The sequence below is a fragment of the Janthinobacterium sp. GW823-FHT01H08 genome (assembly GCF_058797855.1).
Window position 1 is genome coordinate 1814739 of the sequence record NZ_CM179504.1, and the last position, 22616, is coordinate 1837354.

Below are 22616 nucleotides of genomic sequence, written 5' to 3' on the forward strand. Positions count from 1 at the left end.
GACGCTCAATAATCGGAGATGAAATAATGAAGTCAAGCATCCTTGGCGCCGCCCCCCTGGCCGCGCTGACCCTGGCCGCCAGCGTGGCCGCCGCGCCCGCCGCCGTCCCGCCGGCCGCGCCGCCTGTGCCGGCGCTGGCCCCGGCCACGATTACCGTCGCCTCGTTCCCCGACCTGGACCGCGCCGTCAAGACGGCCTTGCCCCTGTGGGAAAAGCTGTACCCGCAGGTGAAGGTCAAGCTGGTCAGCCTGCAGATCGACGACCACCATAACTCGATGACGACGGCGCTGGCGGCCGGCGCGCGCCTGCCCGACGTGATGGCCATCGACTTCCGCTACGTGGGCAGCTTCGCCGAGTCGAAGGGCATGGAGGATTTGCTGCAGCCGCCATACGGGGCAGGGCAGTACCGCGCCCAGTTCGTGCCGTTCACCTTCGTGCAGGCGAGCAGTTCGCGCGGCACCCTGGGCGCCATGCCGGCCGACCTGGGACCGGGTACGCTGTTCTACCGCAAGGACTTGATGGACAAGGCGGGCATCAAGGAAGCCGACTTGACCGCTTCATGGGAATCGTATATCGCCGCCGGCAAGAAGCTCAAGGCCGCCACGGGCACCTATCTGCTGGCCGGCGCCAGCGACCTGGCCGACATTGTTATACGCGCCAATCTGAAGGATGGCGAAGGCATTTACTTTGGCGACAAGGGTCAGGTGCTGGTCGACTCGCCCCGTTTCGTCAAGGCCTTCGAACTGGCCAAGGCGGCGCGGGTGGCCGGCATCGACGCGCGCACCGTGGCCTGGACGGGCGAGTGGGCCGAAGGTTTTAAACGCGACAAGGTGGCCAGCCAGATGATGGGTTCCTGGCTCAGCGGCCACCTGGCCAAGTGGCTGGCCCCCGATTCCAAGGGCCAGTGGCGCGCGGCCAACTTGCCGGCCGGCGCGCTGGCGTCCTACGGCGGCTCCTTCTACGGCATCCCGAAAAAGGCCGCGAATAAAACCCAGGCCTGGGAATTCATCAAGTTCATGACCGTCAACAAGGATATCCAGCTGCACTCGCTGAACGAGATCGGCGCCTTCCCGGCCCTGAAAGCGGCATATGCGGACCCGATGATGGACGAGCCGCAAGCGTACTTCGGCGGCCAGAAGACGCGCCTGCTGGCACGCGACACGGCGGCGAAGATTCCCGTCATCCGCGTCGACAAGTTCGACGCCGTGGCGCGCGACATCGTCAACATGGAACTGGAAAGCGTGCTGGCGCAAAACAAGGATATCAAGACGGCGCTGGCCGACGCCAAGGCCCTGATTACCCACCGCGCGCGGCGCTAGGAGCAGCATGACTACCTCCATGCCTTGTACCGAGCGCGCCGCCGTCCCGGCGCGGCGCGCCAGGAAGCGTTTCAACATGAAGCAGTGGGCGCCGTATATTTTCATCAGCCCCTTCTTCATCCTGTTCGCCGTCTTCAGCCTGTTCCCGCTGCTGTTTTCCATCTATCTGTCGTTCAACCAGTGGGAAGCGGCCAGCGGCGTGGAAGCCATGCAGTGGGTGGGCCTGGACAACTACAAATACGCCTTGAGCGACCCGTGGTTCTTGCGCTCGCTGGGCAATACGCTGTGGCTGGCGCTGGCCTCGGGTGTGCCGCAGCACCTGGTCGCCATTCCGCTGGCAGCGTTCATCCACAACAGCTTCAAGCGCTCGCGCAACCTGGTGATCGGCATTTACTTTTTACCGTTCATCACCTCCAGCGTGGCCATCGCCATGGTCTTCAACACCCTGTTCTCGCGCGACTATGGCCAGATCAATGTGCTGCTCCAGTGGTGCGCCAGCCTGCCGCTGGTGGGCGGGCTGTTTCCGGCGGAATCGATCGACTGGCTGGGCAGCTCGCTGTTCATCAAGCCGGCCGTCGCCTTCGTGATTTTCTGGCGCTACCTGGGCTGGAACCTGGTGCTGTACCTGTCTGCGCTGCAGGTCATCCCGAAGGATTTATATGAAGCGGCTACCATCGACGGCGCCTCGAAACGCCAGCAGTTCTGGTACATCACCCTGCCGCAGCTGCGCCCCATGATCTACCTGGCCGTCACCTTGACCATCATGGGCAATCTGCAGCTGTTCGAGGAACCGTTCGTGCTGGTGGCCGAATCGAGCGGCGTAAGCCAGTCGGTGATGACGACGGCCATCTTCGTCTACAAGACGGCGTTTTCCTCAGGCGACTTCGGCACGGCGTCGGCCATTTCCTGGCTGCTGTTCCTCATCATCGCCAGCACCACCTGGGTGAATAACCGCATCTTCAGCCGCAATGAACGTCATGAACGCAAGGAGGCCCGATGAAAACTACCCGCTGGACGGCCTACGCCATGGTGGCCATCGGCGCCCTGATCATGGTCGCGCCGTTCTACTTCATGTTCGTCTTCGCCACGCACACGAGCGCCGAGATCTACAGCCTGCCGCCGCCGCGCTGGTTCGGCACGGCCCTGCTGAACAACCTCGAACTGCTGCAGGAGCGCCTGCCGTTCTGGCGCAATATCGGCATCAGCCTGTACGTGGCCTTGATGACCACCGCCCTGACCTTGTTCTTTTGCTCGCTGGGCGGCTATGCCTTCGCCATGTACGAATTCCGCTTCAAGCGGCCCCTGTTTACCCTGGTGATGGCGTCGATGATCATCCCGTCCTTCATGAACATGATCCCGACCTTCATGCTGATGGATTTCCTCGGATGGCTGGACCAGCCGCGCGCCCTGTACGTGCCGGGAGCGGCCGGCGCGCTGGGGATTTTCCTGATGCGCCAGTACATCGGCACGGCCATCCCGAAGGACCTGATCGAGGCGGCGCGCATCGACGGCTGCGGCGAATTCGCCATCTACTGGCGGGTCGTGCTGCCGCTGATCGGCCCCGCCATGGGTACCCTGGGCCTGATCACCTTCATCAACTCGTGGAACAATTTCATCACGCCGCTGGTCGTCATGCGCTCGGTCGAGAACTACACGATCCCGCTGGCCCTGCGCAGCATGCAGGCGCCGAACAACACGGAGTGGGGCGCGCTGATGACGGGCGCCGCCATCGCCGTGCTGCCGCTGCTGCTGATGTTTTTTGTCGCCTCGAAGCGCCTGATCGAAGGCTTGACGCAGGGCGCCGTCAAAGGCTGATCCACACATTTATCTCAACCCCTCACACTGACATGACCACCATGCATAACGACGACATCGACACCAACTTCCCCGCCACCTTCACCTGGGGCGTGGCCACCAGCGCCTACCAGATCGAGGGCGCCGCCGCCATCGACGGCCGCGGCCCGTCCATCTGGGATACCTTCAGCCACACGGACGGCAAGATCATCGACGGCAGCAATGGCGACGTGGCTTGCGACCACTATCATCGCTACGCCGGGGACGTGGAGCTGATCGCCAGCCTGGGCGTCAACGCCTACCGCTTTTCCATGTCCTGGTCGCGCGTGCAGCCTGCGGGTTCCGGCGCCTGGAACGAGGCGGGCTTCGATTTCTATGCGCGCCTGCTCGATGCCCTGGCCGCCAAGGGTCTCGATGCCCATCTGACCTTGTACCACTGGGACTTGCCGCAAGCCTTGCAGGATGAGGGCGGCTGGCTCAATCGCGCCACCTGCTACCACTTCGCCGCCTACGCGGCCGAGGTGGCGCGCCGCTTCGGCCACAAGGTCGCCAGCATCGCCACGCACAACGAACCGTGGTGCACGGCCGTGCTGGGCCATGGCACGGGACAGTTCGCGCCCGGCATGGCCGATCCGGCCGCCGCCGTGCAAGTGTCGCACCACCTGTTGCTGTCGCACGGCCTGGCCATGCAGGCGATGCGCACGGTGAATGCGCCGGCGAAACTGGGCATCGTGCTCAATCAATGGACGGCCACGCCGGCCACCGACAGCGCCCAGGACCGCGAACTGGCCGAACTCGAATATGCGCGCTCGGTGCAGTGGTATATGGACGCCATCTTCAAGGGCCGCTACCCGGCCCTGGCCCTGAAACACGCCGACGCTTCTGCTTTGGCTATCTTTGAAAACGATTTCATCGATATTAAACAGCCCATCGATTTCCTTGGCGTGAACTATTACACGCGCGCTTACATGAGCGCCGAGACGCCGCCGCGCAAGCCCGAATGCAAGCTCGGTGTCAACGACATGGGCTGGGAAACCTATCCGCAAGGCTTGACGGAGCTGCTCGTGGGCCTGCACCGCGAGTACCGGCTGCCGCCCGTCTACATCACGGAAAACGGCATGGCCGTCGCCGACAAGCCCGTCGGCGGCAATATCCACGACGAACCGCGCATCGAGTACGTGCGGCTGCACCTGGACGCCCTGCGCGCCGTGATCGCGCAGGGCATCGACGTGCGCGGCTATTTCTACTGGAGCCTGATGGACAATTTCGAGTGGAACTCTGGCTACGCCAAGCGCTTCGGCATGCTGTACGTCGACTACGCCACGCAGCAGCGCAGCTTCAAGGACAGCGCCCTGTGGTACCGCGATTTCATCGCCGCGCAGCGCGCGTCCCACGCACCGGCCCAGCTGGTCCTGGCCGGGGAGCACTGACATGGCCGCCATTTCGCTGCGCGGCATCCGCAAGACCTACGGCGACGGCCCGGAAATCGTCAAGGGCCTCGATCTCGATATCCACGACGGCGAATTCATGGTCTTCGTCGGGCCATCCGGCTGCGGCAAGTCGACCCTGCTGCGCATGATCGCGGGACTGGAAGACATCAGCGCGGGCCAGCTGCGCATCGGCGACTTGCTGGCCAACGACGTGGTACCGGCCGAGCGGGGCATCGCCATGGTCTTTCAGAGCTACGCCCTGTATCCGCACATGACGGCGCGCGACAACATGGGCTTTGCCCTCAAATTGGCGGGCAAGGGGGAAGCCGAAGTGCGCGCCGCCGTCGGCAAGGTGGCCGAGATTTTGCAGATCACGCACCTGCTTGACCGCAAACCCAAGGCCTTGTCCGGCGGCGAACGCCAGCGCGTGGCCATCGGCCGCTCCATCGTGCGCCAGCCCAAAGTGTTTTTGTTCGACGAGCCGCTGTCCAACCTTGATGCGTCCTTGCGCGTGCAGACGCGCATCGAGCTGGCCAAGCTGCACCAGGAACTGGGCACGACGATGATCTACGTGACGCACGACCAGGTCGAGGCCATGACCCTCGGTGACCGGGTCGCCGTCTTCCATGGCGGCCACCTGGAGCAGGTGGGCGCGCCTTTGGAGCTGTACCGCCATCCGGCCAGCCAGTTCGTGGCAGGTTTCATCGGCGCGCTGCGCATGAACTTTTTGCCGTGCGCCGCCGTCCCGGCCCTGGCCAGCCAGCTTGGCGGCGCGGCGGGCATGCTGGTCGGCATACGCCCCGAACACCTGCGCCTGGTGCCGCGCAACGAGGGCTACGGCGCCACGGTGACCCTGATCGAGCAGCTGGGCGATGCGCAGATCATCCACGCGACGCTGGAGGGAAGTTCGCATGCGGTGGCCATCAAGCTGCACGGCGAGGCGCGCCACGCGCTGTCGCAGGGCAGCGCCATCGGCTTCGCGCCGGAAGAAGGCCATGCCTTTCTGTTCGACACGGCCGGGCGCGCCGTGGCCACCCATTGACCCCGCACGGAGGCGACATGACTTCAGATTGACACCCAAAAAATGTGCAGCAGTAGCCAAAGAGCTATGTGATCATCATTCAACCAGCGGTACAGGAGACAACAACAATGCAACAGCTCAAACGCAATACCATCGCCCTCAGCCTGGCGCATGCGACCTTCGCCCAGTTCATCTTGCTGGGCAGCGGCGCCGCCATGGCCCAGGAGGCTGCAGCCACGGACGCGGCAAAACCGGCAGCCGAACAGATGGACCGCATCGTCGTCACGGCCACGCGCCGCAATACCTTTGTGCAGGAGACGCCGCTGGCCGTCACCGCCTTCAACCAGGACACCCTGCAAAACAATCAGGTCAAGGATCTGGCGTCGCTGGCCACCATGGTGCCCAGCCTCGTCGTCGAGCAGCATGGCGACTCGGGCGGCGTGCACGTCTACATGCGCGGCGTGGGTTCGGCCAACCACACGGAGCTGGGCGACCCGGCCGTCGCCTTCTATGTCGACGGCGTGTATTCGCCGCGTCCCCAGGGTGCCACGGCGCTGATGTACGACTTGAGCCACGTCGAGGTGGCGCGCGGACCGCAGGGCACCCTGAACGGCCGCAATTCGACGGCCGGCGCCGTCAATCTCGTCTCCGCCGCGCCAAGCACGGCCAAGTTCATGGGCTCGGCCGGCATCACCGTCGGCGACTACCGCCACCTGCAGACGCAGGGCATGATCAATATCCCGTTCTCCGACGACGTGGCGCTGCGCATCGCCGCCATCAAGGATAGCCACGACGGCACGGTGGACTTCCGCCGCGGCTCGAACGTCATGCCGGGCACGGCCAAGTATGGCGCCGGCGACCAGATGGGCGTGCGCGCCTCGCTGCTGTGGAAGTTCACGCCGCAGCTGCGCGGCACCTTCATCGCCGACTACTTCCTCGACCAGGGCGCCGGCAACGTCTACCTGGCGGCGGAACCGAAAACGGGCGAGAAGCTGCGCTCGGCCCTGATCGACACGCCGGGCACCCTGGACCAGTCGATTTTGACCTACAAGGGCAAGCTCAATTACAAGCCGACGGATGCGCTGGACTTCACGTACCTGGGCAGCTGGAGCCGCTACAAGCGCCAGAACAGCAACGATGCCGATGCGGGCCTGTTCCCCGGCTTCAAATCGGAAAACCGCACCGACTGGGCGCAGTTCGACAGCTATTCGCACGAACTGCAGGCGCGCTCGGACGACGATGCGCCATTCCAGTGGGTGGCCGGCCTGTTCCTGTTCAACGAAAAGAACAAGGTGCGCTTCGATATCGACCGCAGCCAGATTTCGCAGGCGGCCGTGCAGCAGGATATCGCCAACGGCGCCGTGATTTTCGTGCAGCCCACCGTGGGCCAGTATGCCTCGTCCATGTCCTTCATCCAGGGCGACCGCCAGCTCAAATCGAAAGCCGTGTTCGGCCAGGTCAGCCAGCAGCTGACGGACCAGATCAAGCTGACGGCAGGCGCGCGCTACACGAAAGACCATAAATTCGACGTCGGCGGCCAGAACTGGGCGTGCCCGAACTGGCCCGCGAACACGCCGCTGGGCACCACCGTGCTGACCGCCGACCAGCTGCGCCAGCTGGTCACGCCGGGCACGGGCCTGGCCAACACGCACAATATCGGCCCCGGCGGCGCCATCACGGCGGCCGCCTGCGGCAATACGCCGGGCGACAATACGGCCGACCTGAAATACGGCCAGGCCACCTGGCTGGGCCGCATCGAGTACAAGCTGCGGCCGGATATCTTGCTGTTCGGCTCCGTGACGACGGGCTTCCATTCGCCGGCCATCGGCGACGGCGGCGCCACCACCAAGCCGGAAAAGCTGACCAGCTATGAAATCGGCTTCAAGTCGGACTTGCTGAACCGCGAACTGACCCTGAACCTCGATGCCTTCCTGATGAAGTACAAGGACAAGCTCGAATCGCAGGTGGTCAACAGCGTGCTGGCCAACTTCAATGCGGCCGGCGCCACCGTCAAGGGCCTGGAAGCGGAATGGGTGTGGCGGCCGACGAAGGTCGACCGCCTGACGGGCAACGCCACCTGGCTCAAAGCCGTGTATGACGACTTCATGTCGTGCGACGTCGATGCGGCACGCGCGAATGGCCAGTCCTGCGGCTCGACGGCGCCACTGGTGAACGTGGGCGGCAGCACCATGAAGCACGCGCCGAAGTTTTCCACCACGGTCCAGTACGAGCATGATTTCACGGTGGCCGGCGGCCAGCTCACGCCGCGCGCCTCGGTGCATTATGAAACCATGTCGTACGTGGGTGCGGGCGCGTTCAACGGCGACGTGCCGGGCCATGCGGGCGTCAAGCGCCAGGAAGCCTACACGACCCTGGACCTGAGTCTGCGCTTCCAGCCGGCGAACAAGGCGTACACGGTGGAAGCGTTCGTGCAGAACGCCACCGACAAGGCGGTCAAGCTGGACGTCAATGAAATCTGCACGGACGTGGGCATGCCGTGCCAGCCCACGCAGCAGATCTACGGCGCCTTCTACAACGCGCCGCGCACGTTTGGCGCGCGCGTGTCGATGAAGTTTTGATGAGGTAGTGTGAAAGAGCAGTTGCAGTCGCAGTCCACTCAGTAGGGAAGGTGTTGGGCCGGGGAGCTTCCCCGGCCTTTTTTATTCCAGCGCTTATTCCAGAGTTGCCTGCACGCTGGCGATGCCGATCTGCGCGCTGCCTTCGGCCAGGCGCACGTTGACGTTCTGGCGCGCCTGCAGTTGCGCCGGCGAGCGCACGATGGCGCCTTTTTCATCGCGCAGGATCGCGTAGCCGCGTTCCAGGGTGCGCTGGGGATTCAACAGCTCCAGCTGCGCCGCCAGGCCGTCGAGGCGGTGGCGCCGCTGGCTGAGCAGCTGCGCCATGGCCGCGCCGCCGCGCCGCTGCGCTTCCACCAGGCGCGCGCGCGATGCCGTGACGTCGGGCCGCAAGGCGGCCCAGCGGCTGCGCAGGCGTTCCAATGCATATTGCGACTGGTTCACGGGCGCGCGCGCCGCATGCGTCATGGCCGTGGACAGGGCCAGCAGTTGCAGGCGCTGCTGCTGCAGCTGCGCCTTCGGGTTGAGCAGGCGGCGGCTGTGGCGGTCCAGGGTTTGCGCCGCGTCGTCGAGGCGGCGGCGCATGGCGCGGCGCAGGTCGGCCGCATCGGCGCGCAGGGAAGCCATCCAGTCGGCGCGCGGCGTGGCCGCCAGTTCGGCCGCTGCCGTCGGCGTGGCCGCGCGCAGGTCGGCCGCGAAGTCGGCGATGGTGAAATCGGTCTCGTGGCCCACGCCGCTGATCACGGGCATGGAACAGTCGGCGATCGCATGCGCCACGGCTTCATCGTTGAACGACCATAAATCCTCGATGCTGCCGCCACCACGGCACACCAGCAGCACGTCGCACTCGGCCCTTGTCGATGCCGTGCGGATCGCTTGGGCGATTTTTTCCGGCGCCTGCTGGCCCTGCACGGGCGTGGGATACAGGATGATGTTGACATGCGGCGCGCGGCGCTTGAGCGCGATCAGCACGTCGCGCAGGGCGGCCGCCTGCGGGCTGGTGACGATGCCGATGCTGCGCGCGAACATGGGAATGGCGCGCTTGCGTTCCTGGTCGAACAGGCCTTGCGCGGCCAGCTTTTCCTTCAGACGCTGGAACGCTTCGTACAGGGCGCCCACGCCGGCGCGGCGGATGGCTTCCACGTTGATCTGGTAATCGCCGCGCGCGCCGTACAGGGTGACGAGGGCGCGCACTTCGACCTTGTCGCCTTCGCGCGGCGTGAAGCCGGCGTACTGGGCGCGGCCGCGGAACATCACGGCGCGCACCTGGGCGCCATCGTCCTTCAAGGTGAAATACCAGTGGCCGGAAGCGGCGCGCGTGAAGTTGGAAATCTCTCCGGCGATCCAGGTCAGCGGGAACGAGCGCTCGAGCAGGCGCGCGACGGCCTGGTTCAGGGCGCTGACGGTGAGCACGGGCGGGGCGGCAAAGCCGCTGTCAGTCGGGGTGTCTGTCATCATAAAGCTGGGAGCGGGAAGGGAACTGTCCACATATTATCGGCGAGGTCATGCTTATGTCATATATCGTGCAAAACAACAAGTTCTATTTCTAAGTAATTGATTTCATGATGAATTCCCGTATGCCTGATTTGCGTGCACAGGGAAAAAATCCTTTAATATCAAGCACATCAGTGCAGCCCCTGCCACTTACGCACAAAGTTATCCACAGAAAGTGTGCGGAACTTTTTGCCTTGGACAAACATGGCCAGGCTGGCCCTGATTGAGCGATAAAAGTGCCTTGCTACATTTTTGCGCACGGAAATAAAGTGCATAGGAATCAAACGCTTAGTATGCCATGCATGGCCTTGCGCACAATCTTATCCACAAAAAATGTGCAGAACTCCCGCGCGGCAGCGGATTTATCCACCGGAATGCCCATTGCATGGCTTGCCTGAATTTTACGCAGCATAAAAATAGCCATATAGATCAAGGGTCTAGCGTTCGACTGTGCGCCTTGCTCACAATCTTATCCACAGAATATGTGCAAAACCGCATAAATCGTTTCGCTTTCTCAGGGAGTTTTCCACGGCGCGAGCAGGCGCTCGCGCTGCCTTATTTTTCAGCATCGAAAAAAACTCCTTTAAAATCAATGCTCTTGTATGGAGTCAATCGGCTTGCTCACAATCTTATCCACACTTTATGTGTGAAACTGCGTTTGCCGTGGAAAACTGCCTTTTTGCCGTGAAATGTGACGCTGAAAACCGTGTTTTCCAGCCCTTGCTACATTTTTATGCACGGCAATAAAAACGATATAAATCAATGTACTTAGCGCGTATCTTTGCCCTTGCGCACAATCTTGTCCACAGATTGTGTGCAGAACTTTGACGGCCCATTTGCCGCCGATTGAGCACCGTCTGCCACTTTTTTACGCATTGGGTTAATTTCTTTTTAAATCAATGACTTAATTGAATTCCACGGCTTTGCGCACAATCTTGTCCACAGTAAATGTGCAGAACTCTGCAAGCATTAATTTATTGACATTGACTACTGTCGATAAGCTGCTATGCCTGTATTTTGCGCAGCATGATAATTTCCATGTAAATCAATGGCTTATGTTCTGGACTTCATGCTTGCTCACAATCTTATCCACACAAAGTGTGCAAAACTGTGCGCTGGAGCACCAGCCCGCCGCGCGGTGTGGACAAGTACCATGCAGGCGCCACTTGCCGCCGGCGCGGCAACGCGCTACATTGCGCCATTCCTGCGCGCACGTACCATCAGTCTTCGGCGCTCGGTACAATACAGGCTGTCCGGGCGATTCACCGCCTTCCCTTTACCAGGAGTTTCTTTTGCTCGCTATATTTCAAGCCGCTGGCTGGCCCATCTGGCTGTTGTTGATCGCTTCCATCGTCGCCCTGGCCCTGATCATCGAGCGTCTGCTGTATTTGCGACGCGCCAAGATACTGCCCCGCAAGCTGTTCGATGAAGTGGTGCAGGTATATCGCAGCGGCAAGATCACGCCGGACACGGTGGCCAAGCTGGAAGACAATTCGCCGCTGGGCGTGGTGCTGGCCGCCGCCTTGCGCAACGTCGACGCGCCGCGCGAAGTGATGAAGGAATCGATCGAGGAGGCCGGCAGCGGCGTGGCCCACACGCTGGAACGTTTCCTGACGACCCTGGGCACCATCGCCACCCTGGCCCCGCTGATGGGGCTGTTTGGCACGGTGGTGGGCATGATCGAAATCTTCGGCTCGCAAAACGCCAGCGGCTCGAATCCTGCCCAGCTGGCCCACGGTATCTCGGTGGCCCTGTACAACACGGGCTTCGGCCTGGCCATCGCCATGCCGACCCTCGTCTTCTACCGCCATTTCCGCGCCCTCGTCGACAGCTTCGTCATTGACATGGAGCAGCAAGCCGTCAAGTTCGTCGACATCGTTCACAGTGGCCGCAAATGAACTTCCGCAAAGGCAAGGGGCGTGAAGACCCCGAAATCAACCTGATCCCGTTCATCGACGTGCTGCTGGTGATCCTGATCTTCCTCATGGTCAGCACCACCTACAGCAAGTTTACGGAGCTGCAGATCACCTTGCCGACGGCCGACGCCGAGCAAGCGAAGGAGAAGCCGCAGCAGATCGACGTCACCATCGATGCCAAGGGCAATTACACGGTCAACCGCGAACCCATATCGTTCCGCGACGTTGCCGGCCTGGCCGACGCCCTGCGAAACGCGGCCAAGGTGGCCAACGGCGGCAAGGCGCCCGCGCAGACGCCCGTGGTCGTCGTCAACGCCGACCAATTCGCCATGCACCAGATGGTCATCCACGTCATGGAAGCGGCGCGCCTGGCCGGCTATGAAAAGCTGACGTTTGCGGCGCAGGCGGGCGGCAAGTAAATTCCCACCGTTACCGGCAACATAATTGGGGTCTGACCCGCCGGGTCAGACCCCAGCCCTTTACTCCTCACCGCATGCCCACATCCTCCCCCGCCAAGCTTGAAACCACATTGACCCGCGCCTGGTTGTCGCGCGGCCCGCTGGCGTGCGCGCTGTGGCCCGTTTCCCTGCTGTTCGGCGCCCTGAGCGCCGTGCGGCGCGTTTTGTACCGCGCCAACATCCTGCAATCGGCACGCCTGCCCGTGCCCGTCGTCGTCGTCGGCAATATCTTTATCGGCGGCACGGGCAAGACGCCGCTGACGATCTGGCTGGTGCAATCCTTGCGCGACGCGGGCATGCGCCCGGGCGTCATTTCGCGCGGCCATGGCAGCGCCGACCGTTCGCCGCGCGCCGTCACGGCTGCTTCCACGCCGCAGCAGGTGGGCGACGAGCCGCTGCTGATCTTCCAGCGCGGCGGCTGCCCCGTGATGGTGGGGCGCGACCGCGCGCAAGCGGGCAGGGCGCTGCTGGCCGCGCACCCGGACGTCGACGTGCTCGTCACGGATGACGGCTTGCAGCATTACGCCTTGCGGCGCGACGTGGAAATCGTGCTGTTCGACGGCCGCGGCGCGGGCAATGGCTGGCTGCTGCCGGCCGGCCCCTTGCGCGAATCGCCACGCCGCCGGCGCGACGTGACGGTGATCAATGCGCCCGAGCTGGCGCCGGCGCTGGTGGACCAGGTCGCGCCCAAGGGCGGCCTGGTGGTGCAGATGCGGCTCGATGGCGGCGTGGCTGAGCGCTTGACGGATCGCAGCGAGCGCATGCCCCTGGAAACCCTGGCGGCCGGCGGCCGGCGCATCGTGGCGGCGGCCGGCATCGGCAACCCCCGGCGTTTCTTTGCCATGCTGCGCGGGGCCGGACTGGACTTCGCGGAACTGCCCTTGCCCGACCATCACGACTTCCTCGACCAGCCATTTGCTGCCCTCGACACGGATGTGATCTTGATCACCGAGAAGGATGCAGTAAAATGTGCGCAAATTGAATATCTCAAAGACGACCCGAGACTGTGGGTCGTCCCCGTCAGTGCGCGCATCGATAGCGCGCTGGCCCAACAAATTGTGGAGAAATGTCGTGGACGCTCGACTGCTTGATATCCTGGTCTGCCCTGTTTGCAAGGGTCCGCTTGAACACGATAAGAAGGCGCAGGAACTGATTTGCCGCGCCGACCGCCTCGCCTATCCTATCCGCGATGGCATCCCCATCATGTGGGCGGACGAAGCGCGCACCCTGCAAGACGCAGTGGAATAACGATGGCGTTCATCGTCATCATCCCGGCCCGCCTGGCTTCGACCCGCCTGCCGGGCAAGCCGCTGGCCGACCTGGGCGGCAAGCCCATGGTGGTGCGCGTGGCCGAGCAGGCAGCCTTGTCTGGCGCCGCGCGCGTCATCGTCGCCACCGACCATGCATCGATCCGCGACGCCTGCGCCGCGCATGGCGTGGAAGTGTGCATGACGCGCAGCGACCATCCGTCCGGCACGGACCGCATCGCCGAAGTGGCGCGTACGCTCGCGTTGCCGCCGGACGCCGTCGTCGTCAACCTGCAGGGCGATGAACCGCTGATCGATCCGGCCCTGCTGGCCGCCTGCGCGGCACAGATCAGCGCCGCAGTCCCCATGGCCACGTGCGCCCATCCGCTGCATGACGTGCTTGAGGCCTTCAATCCGAATGTCGTCAAGGTGGTGCTGGACAAGGCAAACCGCGCCTTGTATTTTTCGCGCGCCACCATCCCCTGGCACCGCGACGGCTTCGCGCAATCGAAAGACAGCTTGCCGGCCGGCTACGTGCCCTTGCGCCATATCGGCCTGTATGCGTACAGCAATGCATTTTTGCAAACGTATCCCACGCTCTCCGCGTCGCCGCTGGAAGCGATCGAGGCGCTGGAGCAGTTGCGCGTGCTGTGGCACGGTTACGCCATCGCCGTGCACGTCACGGACTCCGCCCCGGCCGCCGGCGTGGACACGCCGGAAGATCTGGAACGCGTGCAGGCGCACTACCGCCACGCCACCTGAGAAAACGTCCATGGCTGCCTTGCCCTGAACGTTTTTCAGGCGCCGTGCGTGCGCGAGAAAAACTTTATGCGGGGCCTGCCACAAAAAACCACATTTTGAAACACCTGCTTCGCTAATTGCTGGCTTTGATCAATCAGGGAATAGCAATTCGACAGCAAACTGGCGTTCCAGGGATTTTTTGTGGTAAGTTTCGTAGGGAAAGATAGCCATAGCAACATCATCTAAAAATAATTACACATACCACCATCCAAAATCTGTTTTTTAGGAACTTTTCAATGCGTCTGATACTTTTAGGAGCACCCGGTGCCGGCAAGGGCACCCAAGCTAACTTCATCAAAGAAAAATACAATATTCCACAAATCTCCACGGGCGACATGCTGCGCGCGGCGATCAAGGAAGGCACCGAACTGGGCCTGGCAGCCAAAAAAGTCATGGATGCGGGCGGCCTCGTGTCGGACGACATCATGATCGGCCTGGTCAAGAACCGCCTGCAGGAAGCCGATTGCGCCAATGGCTACCTGTTCGACGGCTTCCCGCGCACCATCGCGCAAGCGGACGCCATGAAGGATGCCGGCATCAATGTCGACTACGTGCTGGAAATCGACGTGCCGGATGAGTCGATCATCGAGCGCATGGACGGCCGCCGCAGCCACCCGGGTTCGGGCCGCGTCTACCACGTCAAATTCAATCCGCCCAAGGTCGACGGCGTCGACGACATCACGGGCGAGCCGCTGATCCAGCGCGACGACGATAAGGCGGAAACGGTCAAGAAGCGCCTGGACGTGTACCACAACCAGACCAAGGTCTTGCTCGGTTACTACAACGACTGGGCCAAATCCGGCCTGCCAGGCGCGCCGAAATACCGCCGCATCGCCGGCGTCGGTCCGGTCGAGCAAATCCGCGACAGCGCCTTTGCCGCCTTGGCGGAATAAGCAGTATTGAAAAGCGGACCTCAGTGTCCGCTTTTTTTGTGCCCGCTTTTCAGGCAGACTGCAAGCATGGCTGTATGTCTTACGTTTTCGTAGTTGAAGTTTTTTGCAGGTCGTGTTTTCCTGGCTGCGCGTGCCTACCCGGTGCGGTCTGCAGCTGTCGGCAATGACGTCGGATAAAAACAGAAGGGGACGATATGGCAGCCAGTTTGTGGTTTGCGGTAGCCTGCGGCGTGGTCGCAGTCATCTATGGTTTGGTGTCGCGCAGCTGGATCCTGCGCCAGGATCCCGGCAACGCGCGCATGCAGGAAATCGCGCTGGCCATCCAGCAGGGCGCGGCCGCCTATCTGGCGCGCCAGTACCGCACCATCGCCATCGTCGGCGTGGCGCTGCTGATCGCCATCTATGTGCTGCTTGGCCTGCACACGGCGCTGGGTTTTCTGATCGGCGCCGTGCTGTCGGGCGCCTGCGGCTTCATCGGCATGAATGTTTCGGTGCGGGCCAATGTGCGCACGGCGCAGGCGGCCACCCTGGGCATCAACCAGGCGCTGAACGTGGCCTTCAAGGGAGGGGCGATCACCGGCATGCTGGTCGTCGGTCTGGGCTTGCTGGGCGTGACCCTGTTCTACTGGCTGCTGGTGACGACGGGCGCGCCAGGCCTGACCCAGCATGACCTGATCAAGCCCCTGATCGGCCTGGCCTTTGGCGCCTCGCTCATTTCCATCTTCGCGCGGCTGGGCGGCGGCATCTTCACCAAGGGCGCCGACGTGGGCGCGGACCTGGTGGGCAAGGTGGAGGCCGGCATTCCCGAGGACGATCCGCGCAACCCTGCCGTCATCGCCGACAACGTGGGCGACAACGTGGGCGACTGCGCCGGCATGGCGGCCGACCTGTTCGAAACCTATGTCGTGACCCTGATCGCCACCATGCTGCTGGGCGCGCTGCTGATGGCCGAGGCCAGCAGCACGGCCATCCTCTATCCGCTGCTGCTGGGCGCCGTCTCCATCCTCGCCTCCATCGTCGGCTGCTCGATGGTCAAGACGGCACCCGGGAAGAAGATCATGTCGGCCCTGTACACGGGCCTGTGGTGGGCGGCGGGCCTGTCGCTGGTGGGCTTTGCCGTGGTGACGTGGCTGCTGTGGCCCGATGACGCCATGCGCTACAAGATGCTGGGCGCCACCGTCGTCGGCATCGTCCTAACGGGCCTGATGGTCTACATCACCGAGTACTACACGGGCACGGACTTCAAGCCCGTGCGCCACATCGCCGAAGCGTCGACGACGGGCCACGGCACGAATATCATCGCCGGCCTGGGCGTGTCGATGAAGTCCACGGCGTATCCGGTGCTGGCCGTCTGCGTCGCCATCCTCGTCTCGTACCAGCTGGCGGGCCTGTACGGCATCGCCATCGCGGCCACCTCGATGCTGTCGATGGCGGGCATCATCGTCGCGCTCGACGCGTATGGCCCCATCACCGATAACGCGGGCGGCATCGCGGAAATGTCGGGCTTGCCCGACTCCGTGCGCGCCATCACCGACCCGCTCGATGCCGTCGGCAACACCACCAAGGCCGTCACCAAGGGCTACGCCATCGGCTCGGCCGGCCTGGCTGCGCTGGTGCTGTTCGCCGACTACACGCATGCGCTCGAATCCGTGGGCCAGCACATCACCTTCGACTTGTCGAACCCGATGGTGATCGTCGGCCTGTTCATCGGCGGCCTGATACCGTACCTGTTCGGCGCCATGGCGATGGAAGCCGTGGGCCGCGCGGCGGGCGCCGTGGTGGTCGAGGTGCGCCGCCAGTTCCGCGACATCAAGGGCATCATGGAGGGCACGGCGCGGCCCGAATACGACAAGGCCGTCGACATGCTGACGGCGTCGGCCATCCGCGAAATGATCGTGCCCTCCTTGCTGCCCGTCGTGGTGCCCATCGTCGTGGGCATGCTGCTGGGGCCGGCGGCGCTGGGCGGCCTCTTGATGGGAACGATTGTGACGGGTCTGTTCGTGGCCATTTCCATGACCACGGGCGGCGGCGCCTGGGACAACGCGAAGAAATACATCGAGGATGGCCATTTCGGCGGCAAGGGTTCCGACGCGCACAAGGCGGCCGTCACGGGCGACACCGTGGGCGACCCGTACAAGGATACGGCGGGACCGGCCGTCAATCCCTTGATCAAGATCATCAATATCGTGGCCCTGCTGCTGGTGCCGCTGCTGCCGGCCACGGGCTGGCTGGCCGTCAAGGCGCCGGCACCTGTCCACGCGCCCGTGCCGCCCATCCTGGCGCCGGCGACACCGGTGCAAAGCTTGCCGGCGCAATAGACCGCGCCACTCCATGCAGCCCCGTGGCCCGCGCCGCGGGGCTATTTGCATTTTCTGCAGGTGAAACTTTCCTGCACTCCATATCCTCGGCGTATCAAAAGTGAGCAATTGTTACGGCGCCCTTGCTTGTGCCGGCCCCTTGCCAATAATGGAGTGAAAAGGTGAGCTTCACAGTCTGGCAGGGAAGGCGGGAGGATGTCATGGACAGCATCAACAGGAAGGGCGGCGCGCTGCTGGCGTTGCTGATATTGAGCGGTGTTGCAGGGTTGGCCCAGGCGGAGCCGGGCCGGCACGGCGGTTTCCACGGCCATCACGGCCACTTCCATGGCCATTCGCACGTGGGCGTCTGGGTGGGAGCGCCCTTGTGGTATGGCTATGGGCCGGGCTGGTATGGTGACCCGTGGTATGGCTATCCTTATCCGTATGGGCGCACGGTGGTCGTGCAGCCGGCACCCGTCGTGCCTCCCGTTTACATCGAGCAGGGCGGCGAGCCGACGGCGCAGATGTGGTACTACTGCGCGCGGCCGCAGGGCTATTATCCCTACGTGAAAAATTGTAGTACGGCATGGCGTGCCGTGCTGCCGACCAGCGTGCGCTGACGGGGAGGTCAACATGAATACGAGAGCGTTAATGGGGCGTGCCGGCCTGCTGGTGCCGCTGCTGCTGGCTGCCTGCACGGTGATGCCGGAAGGGCCGTCGGCCATGGTCTTGCCCGGCACGGGCAAGAGTTTCGAACAATTCCGCCGCGACGATCTGCAGTGCCGCGGCTATGCGCAAGGCCAGCTGGGCGGCAGTTCGGCGCAGCAGGCCAGCGTCGACAGCGGCGTGCGCAGCGCGGCGCTGGGTACGGTGCTCGGTGCGGCGGCCGGCGCCGCCATCGATGGCGGCCATGGCGCGGGCGTGGGCGCGGGCACGGGTTTGCTGTTCGGCGCGCTGGCAGGCACGGGCGCGGCGGACAGTTCCGCATATGGCATGCAGCGCCGCTATGACTACGCCTACCAGCAATGCATGTATGCGAGCGGCCACAAGGTGCCCATCGCCGGGCAGATGCTCAGCAGCGTCCCGGCCAATGCCGCCACGCCGCCGCCCGATGCGCCGCCGCCCCGTTATTAGAACCTTGAGGTCAGGCCGACGAACATGCGGCGTCCCGGCACGTAGTAGTCGACCAGGCCGTCGGCCATCGGTCCCTTCTTGAACAGGTTCTGCACGCCGCCGCGCACGGTCCACTGGGGCGTGAACTTGTACGACACGACGGTGTCGACGATGGTGTAGGCCTTGTCGGCCAGCTTGCCCGCGTCGAGTTCCTTGCCCGTGTACTGGGCCGACACTTCGCCGAACAGCTGGTCGTTGACTTGCCAGCCCAGCGCCGAATACCACGACAGCTTCGGCGTCGACAGCAGGTTGGCGCCCGTGGTCAGGTTTTTCGCCTCGGCCATGTAGGTCACGTTGTTACGCCAGTTCAGGTTTTTCGTCAGCGGGATATTCGCCGTCGCTTCCAGGCCGCTGGTGCGCGCTTTCTGGATATTCGTCATTTTGGTCCACCACTGCTTCTGGTAAAAACCCAGCGGCGCGTAGTCGATCTTGTTCTTGAAATCCGTGTGGAAGTACGTCAGGCCCACGTCCCAGCCATTCTGTTCCCACGCCACGCCGATCTCGCCGGCCGTGCTCGTTTCCGGCTTCAAGTCCGCATTGCCGGCCATGTAGCAGCCGCCCGTGATGTAGCCGAGCGGTTTGAGGCTGCCGCAACCGCGTCCGCCCGACTGCGTGGCCGCCGCCGGCGAGTTTTCCTTCAGGCTGGGGGCGCGGAAGCCTTGCGAGATGCCGCCTTTGATGGTCCAGGCGGGGGCCGGGTGGTACACGAGGTAGAGGCGCGGGCTGTAGTGATTGCCGAACTTGCTGTGGTGATCGAGACGCAGGCCGGCCGTGGCCGTCAGGTTGTCGCGCAGGAACAATTGATCTTCCGCAAACAGGGCCGAGGTGGTGCCGGACAGGGTGGCGCCGCTCACGGGGTTGCCCAGGTAATCGGTGGGCACGGTGCCGATGGTGTCCGTGTTCGTCAATTCCTGGTGCTTCCACTGGCCGCCCATCACCAGCATTTGCTCGATGCCGCCCCAGCCGACCCGTTTTTCCAGGCTGGCGTCCAGCGTGCTGTCCTTGGATTTGGCCACCGTGCCGACGACTTCGTTGTCGAAATCGTTGTGGTACAGGTTGACCACGGCCTTGCCGAAGTCCCAGCGGCCTTCATAGCCGATGCTGGCGCTCTTGCGTATCAGTTTGCTCGCGCCCCAGGCGCCGAACAGCGGGTAGCCGTCCGCGTCGAGCGTGGTCGAATCCGTCGATTGCTGCTTGCCGTAGCTGGCGTCCAGCGACAGGTTCTGCTTCTTGTCCAGCGCCCAGTTCAGCTGGCCCGAGACAGTCTGGTTGCGTTCGCCGCCGATGCCGCCCGATTTGCCGATCGCTTTTTCATCGGGATTCTGGCGCGTCTGGCCCACGCCCAGGCGCATGCCCACCGTGTCCGACAAGGGGCCGGCCAGGTTCACGCCCAACTGGTGCGCCGTGCCGCGGCCGCTGTCCTGCGGCTGCGTGTAGTTGGCCGTGGCCGAACCGTTCCACTTGCCCGGCACCTTGCGCGTGATGATGTTGATCACGCCGCCCATGGCGTCCGAGCCGTACAGCGACGACATGGGGCCGCGCACCACTTCGATGCGCTCGATCATGTCGGGCGAGATCCAGTTCAAGTCCTGGCGGCCCAGGTCGGGACGGTAGGCCGTGTCGGCCGAGCTGCCGACACGCTTGCCGTCGACGAGGATCAAGGTGTATTTGTCTGGCAGGCCGCGCAGCTTGATCTTCGACTCTTCGCCCACGGGGCTGGTGCCGCCCGTCACGCCGGGGATGCGGCGCAGCAAGGTATTCAAGTCATACACGGGCTGGCGTTCGATTTCCTCGCGCGTGATGACGCTGATGCTGGCCGGCGCATCCTTGATGTCGATGGCCGTGCCCGATGCCGTGACGACCACCGTGTTCATGGTGGGATCGGCGGCCACATTGCCTTCGGCCCAGGCGCTGCTGACGGCCAAGGAGAGCAGGCAGGGCAGAAGCAGAGTGGCGCAATGGATGGGGCGGGGGGGCGTAACAGGATGAATGAAGGTGGGACTGCGCTTGGTCATGGTGAACTTTCCGGATGTTGTTTTTTCCTGGCTGCCTTCCGGGTGGCTCGGGTATGAATGATTGAAAATGCAATAAACTGCGCTCCTATTCCGCGAATGAGAATAAGAATCGTTCTTATTGTAATGCCATCCTGGCAAGAAGGAAAGTGCTGAAAGGAAATAAAACACCGTTGCAGCGTGGACATGGCGGCTGCCAGCGTGTACGTGTTACTCGCGCTGGCATCTGGCGCCGTGTGTGCCAATAATGAAAGCGGTATGATCGATGCTTGGGGAGGGGGCATGAAGACGATGACAAAAACCATGCTGGCGCTGGCCGGCGCCCTGCTGCTCGCTGGCGGCGATGCCTGGGCGCAGGAACCTGCTGCGTCCGATCAACTGCCCGTGTGCCAGCTCGACCCGCGCGACAGCGGCAAGCTCGCGGTGGAACCGTGCCGCCCGGCGCCGCCCGTGCAGCCGCGCCGTTCCGTGGCGCAGGTGATCGGCCGCATGCCGGCCCAGCCAGCGCCACCGGTCGTGCCCATGGCGCCGCTGCCGCCCAGCCCGGCCGTGCCGATGCCGCGCGCGCCGCAGCCCATCGGTGCCTGCGACACGGGCGGCTGCCGCGACGCTGCCGGCGCGCGCTACAACGGCGCGGGCAACGCCACGCTCGATGCCAACGGGCGCATCTGCCACCGCAATGGCGCTTTCATGCAGTGTTTCTAAGGAGTCGGTGCCAGCGCATCGCGCTGCCATGCCGGAAGCAATAGGCAGGCCCTGTGCGTTGCCGCCGGGCGCCATGCATGCTGCCACGGCTCCATTTTCTAAATATTGATAAAAAACAAATATCAAGGATGAGTGGCCGGGATTTAATTATTGCTTTTTTGTATATACCATGAAACAATAACAATAAATATTTAATAATTTATTGTTGTCATCGTATTGTTAGCAATCCACAATGAAACCAGCCCATCTTCGTCTCTTGTTCGTCACGTTTTCCATCTGTGCCCTGGCTGTATTTTCCTGGTATTTTTTGGCAGGAAACGCACTGCTGGAGGCGGCCTATGACGGGCGCTCATGGTCGGTCCTCAATAAGGTACTGGGACACGCGGACCGCCACCCGCTGGCATTCTATATTCAGAAAATGGATGCCTTGGTAAGCTTTTACCTGTTGCTTTGGCTGGCATTCACCGTCACTGCCGCAGTGTTCCTGTATCGTTTGCATCGGCCCGCAGCAAAGAGCGACGATGGGCTCGACTACCTGTTGTTCGCCATTTACACCGCAGTGTTTGCCGGAATGCTCCTGCGTTTCGGCACGCAGGAAAGCTGGTACATGATCGATGACATTATGGCATTCAAAGGTACGCCGCCGTTCCAGCACCGCGTCATGTTCATTTTCCCGGCACAGGTCCTGCAGTACCTGTTCCCCCGCCTGGGCGCTATCGAGTGTTTTCTCTGGTCCCAGGTACTGGCCATTGTGCTGATGCTGTGGTCGGTCCGGCGTTTTGCGGCTCTCTTCATCCGACGAGACCTGGCCTTCGTGGCGCAGTTTCTGGTGTTGTGCATGTGGGCGCCCACGGTCACCTATTACACGTTTTACGATATCGGTATTATTTTTGTCTATTCCTTTTGCCTTTACCACCTGCTGCGCCGTGAAATGCTGCCCTATGTGGCGATGCTGGTGGCGGGAACGTTCAATCACGAGATAACGCTTTTCCTGATCGTGACGAGCGGCTTTGTCTTGCTTGGACAGATGAAGCTGCGCTCGCTGGCGGGATGGATCTTGCTGCAACTGCTGCTGTACGGCCTGGTGCGCGTACTGATGTTTTATGTGTTGCCAGCTCATCAGGCATGGGAGGGCGGCAAGATTGACAACAATATCAATCTCTTCCTGCACCATCCGCGTACGCTGGTACAGAACGTTGGCCCTTTATTGCTGTGGTATCTCGTGGCCGCCTGCGGCTGGCGCTATGCGTCGGCGCCGCTGCGGCGCTGCCTGATTATCCTGCCGTGTTTGCTGACCATGACCTTTATGGTGGGACAGTTCAATGAAGGGCGCCAGTTTGACGCGTTCATCCCCGTTGCCGTGGCATTCATGTTGTGCGCACTGAGTGCGCGTGTCGGTGCGCCAGCCATGCCCACGCTGGATCGGGACAGCGCCTGGTTGCTGTTACGCATGCCGGCATCCGGCACGGGAAGGTAATAT

20 protein-coding genes are annotated in these 22616 nt (G+C 63.0%); 17 read left to right on the forward strand and 3 right to left on the reverse strand.

The window, feature by feature from the left end; genetic code table 11:
- Positions 1-26 precede the first annotated feature (26 nt).
- The 6 genes from AC3RCG_RS08105 to AC3RCG_RS08130 all read left to right on the forward strand — a co-directional run bounded on the left by AC3RCG_RS08105 (position 27) and on the right by AC3RCG_RS08130 (position 8143).
- Positions 27-1319 carry an extracellular solute-binding protein gene (locus AC3RCG_RS08105; protein ID WP_492403659.1) on the forward strand — a complete coding sequence of 431 codons (1293 nt, stop codon included), beginning with the start codon at positions 27-29 and terminating at the stop codon, positions 1317-1319.
- A 7-nt stretch (positions 1320-1326) separates the two neighbouring features.
- Positions 1327-2319: a carbohydrate ABC transporter permease gene (locus AC3RCG_RS08110; protein WP_492403657.1), complete on the forward strand. Its 993-nt coding sequence runs from the start codon at positions 1327-1329 to the stop codon at positions 2317-2319.
- On the forward strand, positions 2316-3134 hold the full coding sequence (locus tag AC3RCG_RS08115) for a carbohydrate ABC transporter permease (protein ID WP_034751746.1): 819 nt from the start codon (positions 2316-2318) through the stop codon (positions 3132-3134). The genes AC3RCG_RS08110 and AC3RCG_RS08115 overlap by 4 nt, the downstream gene beginning before the upstream one ends.
- 32 nt (positions 3135-3166) lie before the next feature.
- Complete coding sequence (locus AC3RCG_RS08120; protein WP_492403655.1) at positions 3167-4543, forward strand: GH1 family beta-glucosidase; 1377 nt, start codon at positions 3167-3169, stop codon at positions 4541-4543.
- A gap of 1 nt (position 4544) precedes the next feature.
- Positions 4545-5585: an ABC transporter ATP-binding protein gene (locus AC3RCG_RS08125; RefSeq protein ID WP_492403653.1), complete on the forward strand. Its 1041-nt coding sequence runs from the start codon at positions 4545-4547 to the stop codon at positions 5583-5585.
- A 107-nt stretch (positions 5586-5692) separates the two neighbouring features.
- Complete coding sequence (locus AC3RCG_RS08130; RefSeq protein WP_492403652.1) at positions 5693-8143, forward strand: TonB-dependent receptor; 2451 nt, start codon at positions 5693-5695, stop codon at positions 8141-8143.
- Positions 8144-8236: 93 nt separating this feature from the next.
- On the opposite strand, the gene xseA is transcribed toward AC3RCG_RS08130, so the two are convergent.
- Together xseA and AC3RCG_RS08140 are read right to left on the reverse strand one after the other, a co-directional pair.
- Positions 8237-9598 (reverse strand): exodeoxyribonuclease VII large subunit, encoded by a 1362-nt coding sequence (xseA, locus tag AC3RCG_RS08135; protein WP_492403650.1) that lies wholly within the window; start codon positions 9596-9598, stop codon positions 8237-8239.
- A 316-nt stretch (positions 9599-9914) separates the two neighbouring features.
- On the reverse strand, positions 9915-10058 hold the full coding sequence (locus AC3RCG_RS08140) for a hypothetical protein (protein WP_492403648.1): 144 nt from the start codon (positions 10056-10058) through the stop codon (positions 9915-9917).
- A gap of 868 nt (positions 10059-10926) precedes the next feature.
- Between AC3RCG_RS08140 and AC3RCG_RS08145 the strand changes: the two genes are divergently transcribed.
- From AC3RCG_RS08145 to AC3RCG_RS08185, 9 genes are all read left to right on the forward strand, one after another.
- Positions 10927-11532: a MotA/TolQ/ExbB proton channel family protein gene (locus tag AC3RCG_RS08145; RefSeq protein ID WP_070224614.1), complete on the forward strand. Its 606-nt coding sequence runs from the start codon at positions 10927-10929 to the stop codon at positions 11530-11532.
- Positions 11529-11969, forward strand: a complete 441-nt coding sequence (locus tag AC3RCG_RS08150; protein ID WP_492403646.1) for an ExbD/TolR family protein — start codon at positions 11529-11531, stop codon at positions 11967-11969. The genes AC3RCG_RS08145 and AC3RCG_RS08150 overlap by 4 nt, the downstream gene beginning before the upstream one ends.
- Before the next feature lie 74 nt (positions 11970-12043).
- Complete coding sequence (lpxK, locus tag AC3RCG_RS08155) at positions 12044-13099, forward strand: tetraacyldisaccharide 4'-kinase (protein ID WP_492403644.1); 1056 nt, start codon at positions 12044-12046, stop codon at positions 13097-13099.
- Positions 13080-13256, forward strand: a complete 177-nt coding sequence (locus AC3RCG_RS08160; protein WP_010395789.1) for a Trm112 family protein — start codon at positions 13080-13082, stop codon at positions 13254-13256. Before lpxK ends, AC3RCG_RS08160 begins: the two co-directional genes overlap by 20 nt.
- Positions 13257-13258: 2 nt before the next feature.
- Positions 13259-14017, forward strand: a complete 759-nt coding sequence (gene kdsB / locus AC3RCG_RS08165) for a 3-deoxy-manno-octulosonate cytidylyltransferase (protein WP_492403642.1) — start codon at positions 13259-13261, stop codon at positions 14015-14017.
- A 275-nt stretch (positions 14018-14292) separates the two neighbouring features.
- Positions 14293-14949 carry an adenylate kinase gene (gene adk, locus AC3RCG_RS08170; protein ID WP_070224611.1) on the forward strand — a complete coding sequence of 219 codons (657 nt, stop codon included), beginning with the start codon at positions 14293-14295 and terminating at the stop codon, positions 14947-14949.
- Between the two features lie 194 nt (positions 14950-15143).
- Positions 15144-17267 (forward strand): sodium-translocating pyrophosphatase, encoded by a 2124-nt coding sequence (locus AC3RCG_RS08175; RefSeq protein WP_070224610.1) that lies wholly within the window; start codon positions 15144-15146, stop codon positions 17265-17267.
- A gap of 200 nt (positions 17268-17467) precedes the next feature.
- A complete protein-coding gene (locus tag AC3RCG_RS08180) occupies positions 17468-17866 on the forward strand; it encodes a hypothetical protein (RefSeq protein WP_492403639.1) in 399 nt (132 codons plus the stop codon).
- 13 nt (positions 17867-17879) lie between these two features.
- Entirely contained in the window at positions 17880-18380 is a 501-nt protein-coding gene (locus AC3RCG_RS08185; protein ID WP_492403637.1) for a glycine zipper family protein, read from the forward strand.
- On the opposite strand, the gene AC3RCG_RS08190 is transcribed toward AC3RCG_RS08185, so the two are convergent.
- Positions 18377-20434, reverse strand: a complete 2058-nt coding sequence (locus AC3RCG_RS08190; RefSeq protein WP_492403635.1) for a TonB-dependent receptor domain-containing protein — start codon at positions 20432-20434, stop codon at positions 18377-18379. The two genes, AC3RCG_RS08185 and AC3RCG_RS08190, sit on opposite strands and share 4 nt — an antisense overlap.
- 279 nt (positions 20435-20713) lie before the next feature.
- Here AC3RCG_RS08190 and AC3RCG_RS08195 point away from each other — a divergent pair, with 279 nt between their 5' ends.
- Together AC3RCG_RS08195 and AC3RCG_RS08200 are read left to right on the forward strand one after the other, a co-directional pair.
- Complete coding sequence (locus tag AC3RCG_RS08195) at positions 20714-21136, forward strand: hypothetical protein (RefSeq protein ID WP_070224606.1); 423 nt, start codon at positions 20714-20716, stop codon at positions 21134-21136.
- A 232-nt stretch (positions 21137-21368) separates the two neighbouring features.
- Positions 21369-22613, forward strand: a complete 1245-nt coding sequence (locus tag AC3RCG_RS08200; RefSeq protein ID WP_139143015.1) for a hypothetical protein — start codon at positions 21369-21371, stop codon at positions 22611-22613.
- Positions 22614-22616: the final 3 nt, after the last annotated feature.